The following is a 6,207-nucleotide window of genomic DNA, read 5'->3' on the forward strand; positions in this document are numbered from 1 at the left end:
CTTTGGCGGCGGCGGTGCGCGCGGCAACAGCGGTGGCGGCGGCCGCTCGGGTGGCGGTGGCGGTTGGGATGCTCCGCCGGATAATGATCTGGACGACGAAATCCCGTTCTGAAGAGCGGGCCCGATACGAGAACCCCGGATGCTCAGGCATCCGGGTTTTTTTATTCTGATTTTTTAGCCGTATAAATAAAGCCCCATCCCGAAGGATGAGGTTTTTCTGTTTCAAGGCCGGAAGTCTCAGGCGGGACCGGCCAAGTGCCATGCGTCGTGATGGTTGTGGGCGCTGGTTTCGCTGCCGGGAGGCAGTTCGTCAGTCATGCTTGGCGTATCGGCCATGAATGGAATCTTTCCGAAAGATTGCCGACGCGGACTCGCCTGGAAGAATTTCGTTAATTCTTTTCCCGGCTCATTCGGGGGGGCAAAACAGGGCGGCCCGCAATTGCATGGGCGTCGAGGAGCCGGGTGTGGCGTGAGGGCGTCGCATGGGGTATGTTGATTCAACTGAATTCTAGTGTGGTGACCTGTCTTGACCGAGCTGACCGAGCCGACTGATCTGACCCCCTCCGGTCGTCTTCCTGTGACGATTGAGGAGGAGATGCGCTCCTCCTATCTGGCCTATGCGATGTCTGTGATCGTATCGCGTGCGCTGCCGGATGTTCGGGACGGTCTGAAGCCGGTTCATCGCCGTATTCTCTACGCCATGCGCGAAAGCGGCTTCACCGCTGACAAGCCCTATCGCAAGTCGGCTCGTGCCGTCGGTGACGTGATGGGTAAATACCATCCGCATGGTGACAGCTCGATCTATGACGCCATGGTCCGGATGGCGCAGCACTGGTCGATGCGCGTCAAACTGATCGATGGTCAGGGCAATTTCGGTTCGGTCGACGGCGATAGTCCGGCCGCAATGCGTTATACCGAGGCTCGTCTGGCCAAGGCGTCATCTTTCCTGCTGGACGATATCGACCGCGATACCGTTGATTTCCAGCCGAACTATGATGAAAGCGAGAACGAGCCGAAGGTTCTGCCGGCAGTTTTCCCGAATCTGCTCGTCAATGGGGCGGCCGGTATTGCCGTTGGCATGGCGACCAATATCCCGACGCATAATCCGGGTGAGGTCATTGATGCCACGCTGGCGATGATCGCCAATCCGGCCATCGAACTTGACGAACTGATGCAGATCATCCCGGGTCCGGATTTCCCGACGGGCGGTATCATTATGGGCCGCAGCGGGATCCGCCGGGCCTATGAAACGGGTCGCGGGTCCATTCCGGTGCGGGCGCGGGCTGAGATCGAGGAAATCCGCAAGGACCGTCAGGCCATCATTATCACCGAGATCCCGTATCAGGTGAACAAGGCCACGTTGCAGGAAAAGATCGCTGATCTGGTTCGGGCCAAGGAAATCGAAGGCATTTCCGACATCCGCGACGAGTCAGACCGGTCGGGAATGCGCGTTGTCATCGAGCTCAAGCGCGATGCGACGCCGGATGTGGTGCTGAACCAGCTCTATCGCTTCACGCAGCTTCAGACGTCCTTCAGCGCCAACATGCTGGCTCTGGACGATGGCAAGCCGCGGACGATGGGTCTGAAGGACATTCTGGAAGCCTTCCTGCGTTTCCGTGAAGAAGTCATTCTCCGTCGCGCCCGGTTTGATCTGAACAAGGCACGGGATCGTGGGCATCTGCTGGTCGGTCTGGTTCTAGCGGTTGCTAATATTGACGCTGTGATCGCGCTGATCCGAGCGGCCCCGGATGCCGCAACAGCGCGTGAATCGTTAATGGCGCGCGAATGGGATGCTTCCGAAGTCATCCCGCTGCTGAAGCTGATCCACGACGAAGGCAATGTCATTATCGATGGCAAGGTTCGTCTGACGGAGGCGCAGGCGCGCGGTATTCTTGAGCTGCGTCTGCAACGCCTGACGGGCCTTGAGCGTGAGAAGATCCAGGGCGAACTGAGTGAAGTGGCCGTCAAGATTGGTGAACTGCTTCAGATCATCGAGAGCCGTCCGCGCCGGATGGAAGTCATGCGCGAGGAGCTTCTGGCGGCTCGTGCAGAGGTCGCGACTCCGCGTGCGACGGAAATCTCCGATTCACTCGGCGATCAGACGGATGAAAGCCTGATCGAGCCGGGACAGATGGTCGTGACCATCACGCGTGATGGTTTCATTAAGCGGACCCCACTGGAAGTTTTCCGCTCCCAGAACCGAGGCGGTCGTGGTCGCACGGCGTCGGGCCGTCGTGGCGATGACGTGATCATCCGCAGCTTCAACGCGCATACGCATCAATGGGTGATGTTCTTCTCCTCGGGCGGCAAGGCCTATCGGATGAAGGTCTGGCATCTGCCGGAAGCCGCGCCGACCGCCAAGGGGCGTGCGTTGGTCAACCTTCTGCCGGAATTGGGGACTGATTCCATCACGGCCGTTCTGCCGTTGCCGCAGGACGAGGAGCTGTGGGACGATCTGCACCTCGCTTTCGCCACGGCCAGCGGCAATGTGCGCCGGAACCGTCTGAGCGATTTCCGCAATATCCGTGCGTCCGGCCTGATCGCCATGAAACTCGACGAGGGGGATTCCCTCATTGGTGTGGCGACCTGTCGTGAAGGTCAGGATGTATTCCTTGCAACGAAGAACGCGCGCTGCATCCGCTTCCAGATTACGGATGACACGCTCCGTGTGTTCGCTGGTCGTGGCAGCACGGGCGTGCGAGGCATTCGTCTGGGGGACGGGGATGCGGTGATTTCGCTGTGTATCCTCAATCATGTGGATGCCAGCGTCGAAGAACGCGCCGCCTATCTGCGGATGGCCAATGCCAAGCGCCGCGCCGAAAATGCGGCTCTGGAGGATAGTGCCGAAGACGAAGATGTGTCCGGTGACGAAGAAACTGTAGAAATCGCCGGTGATCTGACACAGGAGCGTTTCGAGGAACTGGAGCAGCAGGAAGAAATCCTCCTGACCGTGACGGATGGCGGCTTTGGCCGTCGTTCCTCGGCTTATGATTACCGTGTGTCGGGCCGTGGCGGTCAGGGCATCACCAATATGACCTTCTCCGCGAACCGTCGGGGTAAGGAAGTGGTGGGCACCCTGCCGACGCTTGATGGCACGGACGTCATGCTGGTCACGGATACGGGACGTCTGATCCGTCTGCCGGTCTCGCAGGTCCGCGTCATGGCGCGTCAGGCCAGCGGTGTGACGCTGTTCCGCCTGAATGACAGCGAAACCGTCATCTGTGTCTTCCCGGTTCTGGAAGACGACACGGAAGAGGGCGATGCCGACGAGACTGTGGTTTCCGAGGCCCCTGCCGCTGGTGATGATGCTGCACCTGAGGCCTGAGGCGCGGACGGATCCGCGCGTCGGGTTTTATCCCGGCACGTTTGATCCGGTCACGTTCGGACACCTGGACATCATTCATCGGGCCTCCGCGCTGTTCGACCGGCTGCTGGTCGGGGTGGCGGTCAATGAAGGCAAGCAGCCGCTTCTGGATCTGGAGGCGCGGCTCTCGGCTCTGCGGCATGAGGTGGACAAACTGCCGCATGGGGAGCGGATCGAGGTTATTGGCTTTGATACGCTTTTAGTGGATGCCGTGCGTCAGGCCGGGGCGGGCACGGTTGTGCGCGGCCTTCGGTCCGGCGGGGATTTCGATTACGAAAGCCAGCTTTCTGGCGCTTTGCGTCGTCTGGCCCCGGAAATCGAGACGGTTTTCCTGCTGTCTTCCGAGGAACATCGCAGTACGGCCAGCCGTATTGTGAAGGAAATCGCGCGGCTGGGGGGAGATATTTCACCCTTCGTCAGCGAAGATGTTGCACATATTGTCTTGTCGAAACTGGGCCGAGGGCCGACATAGGAACCTTCAACGATTTCTGGAAGGTTCCAAGATGTCCGATACTGCAGTGCCCGACGGCAACAAGCTGGTTTTCGAGCTCAAGACTGGCAAGGTTGTCATCGAGCTGCGTCCTGATCTGGCGCCTCTGGCTGCCGAGCGCCTGAAGCTGCTGGCGACTGAAGGGTTTTATGATGGCGTGAAGTTCCATCGTGTGATCGAAGGCTTCATGGCACAGGGCGGCGATCCGACGGGAACCGGCACGAGCGGCAGCTCCTATCCGGATCTCAAGGCCGAGTTCACGAATGCCGCCAAGTTCGAGCGTGGCACAGTCGGCATGGCCCGTACGATGGCGCCTAACTCCGCCAACAGCCAGTTCTTCATCATGTTCGCTGCCAGCCCGCATCTGAACGGTCAGTACACGATCGTCGGTCAGGTGACTGAAGGCATGGAATATGTGGATCAGCTCAAGCGCGGTTCCGGCGCGGGTGGCGTGGTCAAGGACCCCGACATCATCGTCAAGGCATATGTCGAGGCCTGAATCCTGCCTGAAAGCGGAATTCAGAAAAGCCGGTGCAGTGATGCACCGGCTTTTTTCTTGCGGTTTTGAGTATGCAGAAGGCGTTTTCTAAAGAGGAAGGCGCCTTGTAATGGGAACCTGCGCAGAAAGCTGGTTGTAAATCTGGGCGCCGCGGGAGTTGTTGATCTGCGGAACGCGGCGGGGTGGATGTTGAAGATGTTGTTCGCACCGCTCACCAGATGCCAGTGGCTGTTGAAACGGTACCCGACTTTGCTATCGGTCAGCCAGCGCGGCATATTCTTGAACTGCGCAAAGCAGCTGTTGGAATAGGAAAGCTTGCCGCGATGCCGCCGCTGGCGCGAGGATACGGACGGCCGTCAAGTTGACGGGCATCAGGCAGGAGGCACCGGTCGTCCACGTTCATGGCATGTAGTGCTGTTCTGCCAGTGTGGGCGCGCGAAAGCCGGTTCTGATCGTGCCAAGGATTGCGATGCGTTTGCTCACGTCATAGCGGGCCGAGACCTTGCCGCTTTCCGTAGTTGCCGACATCCGTGTAGTGCTCGAAGCGTCCTGCGAAATCGAGATCCCAGTCGAACCCCACGAAGTTGTCTCCCTTGAGGTCCAGCGTGGCGGCGTAGTTGTTCTTTTCCGACGTCTCGAGCGGCGAGAAGCCAGCCGGATACAGGCTGGGCGCGATGACGGGCGTGCGGTGGTTTTCATACGCTTCGTCATGGCGGTGCATATAGGTGATGATGCTCACTACACCGGCAATGGCATCCGCGACGTTCATCATGCCGGAATGATGTAGCATCGCAGCTGAAACTACGCTGACAGGAGACGGGCTTTCGCGGTTGGTCACATGGGTCCCGGTGCTGTCCGTGGAAGGTAGTTGTGTTCCAGAGGAAGTGAAGCAAGACTTGCGGTTTATAATGACTGATGCCCGAGGGGAGGGTTCTCAGTCGTCCAGCCGGACGGTGCGATTTCGTTTTGTGGTCGCCCTGTGGGATTTTCCGTCTAGACGGCGCTGTCTGGCGGCTTTTCCGGGTCGGGTGGCGATACGGAAGGACGGGCGGTGGCACGCTTTGCGGATCAGCTCGGCCAACCGTTCAATGACATCCTCGCGGTTGCGCGCCTGGGTGCGGAACCGGCGGCCGGTGATGACAATTTCGCCCTGCTGGGTTGCGCGACTTCCGGCCAGTTCGATCAGACGTGCGCGCGTGCGCTCCGAGAGGGCCGGAGACCGCAGGACGTCAAAGCGGAGTTGGGCTGCGGTGGCAACCTTGTTGACGTTCTGTCCGCCGGGTCCGGAGGCTAGGATGTAAGTCACTTTTAGTTCGTCATCTCCAATGGAGAGACCGGGATGGATCTGGACGGGCATTGGGTCTTTTCTTTGAAACGCGGGGAAGAAGCGTATTGCGGAAAACTCATGGCATCGCCACCATGCGCGTTTCAATTTTGTCGTCAGAGCGGCCCGTCGGAGCATTTTTCGGTGGAGATGAGGTTGACGTCCCGGCGGGTTGTGGGGTAGCCAGCGTGCGGATGAACCGGTAGCTCAGTTGGTAGAGCATTCGACTTTTAATCGAATGGTCCTGGGTTCGAGTCCCAGCCGGTTCACCAAAAATTCCTGATTTATCGCAGAATACAGACATTTTTGAGAGAAAATCTCAAATGGGCCCATGATAAAACCCATGTTCAATGTTGGGTTTTGGGGAAACGTATGGGGTCGTCTAGGGACGAATTATCGCCCCATCGTGACGGGGGACCTTATCCAAGTTGCAGGCTGAGGCCGGTTATCTGCGTCCCAGATAGCCATTGCGGTCGCTAGGCTCAGGACTCATAGGCAGAAGATGACGGTTGCAGCGCGGCAGATGGCTG

At 59.0% G+C, this 6,207-nt stretch carries 5 protein-coding genes, 1 tRNA gene and 1 pseudogene; 4 read left to right on the forward strand and 3 right to left on the reverse strand.

All coding sequences use genetic code 11. From position 1 onward, the window contains the following. Positions 1-535: 535 nt before the first annotated feature. Genes gyrA through GKA01_RS13340 form a run of 3 tightly spaced genes read left to right on the forward strand, consistent with a single transcriptional unit; the run spans position 536 to position 4,353 of the window. The gene (gene gyrA / locus GKA01_RS13330; RefSeq protein WP_146864097.1) at positions 536-3,325 is read left to right on the forward strand and encodes a DNA gyrase subunit A; all 2,790 of its coding nucleotides are present in this window, start codon (positions 536-538) and stop codon (positions 3,323-3,325) included. After that, on the forward strand, positions 3,306-3,836 hold the full coding sequence (gene coaD, locus GKA01_RS13335; protein ID WP_146864100.1) for a pantetheine-phosphate adenylyltransferase: 531 nt from the start codon (positions 3,306-3,308) through the stop codon (positions 3,834-3,836). Before gyrA ends, coaD begins: the two co-directional genes overlap by 20 nt. A gap of 31 nt (positions 3,837-3,867) precedes the next feature. Further along, positions 3,868-4,353 (forward strand): peptidylprolyl isomerase, encoded by a 486-nt coding sequence (locus GKA01_RS13340; protein WP_141354517.1) that lies wholly within the window; start codon positions 3,868-3,870, stop codon positions 4,351-4,353. A 20-nt stretch (positions 4,354-4,373) separates the two neighbouring features. On the opposite strand, the gene GKA01_RS14140 is transcribed toward GKA01_RS13340, so the two are convergent. The 3 genes and pseudogenes from GKA01_RS14140 to arfB all read right to left on the reverse strand — a co-directional run bounded on the left by GKA01_RS14140 (position 4,374) and on the right by arfB (position 5,710). Further along, on the reverse strand, positions 4,374-4,628 hold the full coding sequence (locus GKA01_RS14140; RefSeq protein WP_371859277.1) for a hypothetical protein: 255 nt from the start codon (positions 4,626-4,628) through the stop codon (positions 4,374-4,376). A 133-nt stretch (positions 4,629-4,761) separates the two neighbouring features. Further along, positions 4,762-5,086 (reverse strand): annotated as a pseudogene (locus GKA01_RS14145) (TonB-dependent receptor domain-containing protein); the annotation flags it as partial. A gap of 201 nt (positions 5,087-5,287) precedes the next feature. Beyond that, positions 5,288-5,710 carry an alternative ribosome rescue aminoacyl-tRNA hydrolase ArfB gene (gene arfB, locus GKA01_RS13350; RefSeq protein ID WP_146864093.1) on the reverse strand — a complete coding sequence of 141 codons (423 nt, stop codon included), beginning with the start codon at positions 5,708-5,710 and terminating at the stop codon, positions 5,288-5,290. A 163-nt stretch (positions 5,711-5,873) separates the two neighbouring features. On the opposite strand from arfB, the gene GKA01_RS13355 reads away from it, so the two are divergent. Beyond that, a tRNA-Lys gene (locus GKA01_RS13355) sits at positions 5,874-5,949 on the forward strand. The last annotated feature ends 258 nt before the right edge of the window (positions 5,950-6,207 follow it).

It is taken from the genome of Gluconobacter kanchanaburiensis NBRC 103587 (assembly GCF_007988905.1).
In the GTDB taxonomy this organism is placed as follows: Bacteria; Pseudomonadota; Alphaproteobacteria; order Acetobacterales; family Acetobacteraceae; genus Gluconobacter; species Gluconobacter kanchanaburiensis.

Bases quoted from the DNA above. Each gene is read 5' to 3' on its own strand.
- coaD (WP_146864100.1), top strand. From the start codon at position 3,306: ATGCTGCACCTGAGGCCTGAGGCGCGGACGGATCCGCGCGTCGGGTTT.
- GKA01_RS13340 (WP_141354517.1), top strand. From the start codon at position 3,868: ATGTCCGATACTGCAGTGCCCGACGGCAACAAGCTGGTTTTCGAGCTC.
- GKA01_RS14140 (WP_371859277.1), bottom strand. From the start codon at position 4,628: ATGCCGCGCTGGCTGACCGATAGCAAAGTCGGGTACCGTTTCAACAGC.
- arfB (WP_146864093.1), bottom strand. From the start codon at position 5,710: ATGCCCGTCCAGATCCATCCCGGTCTCTCCATTGGAGATGACGAACTA.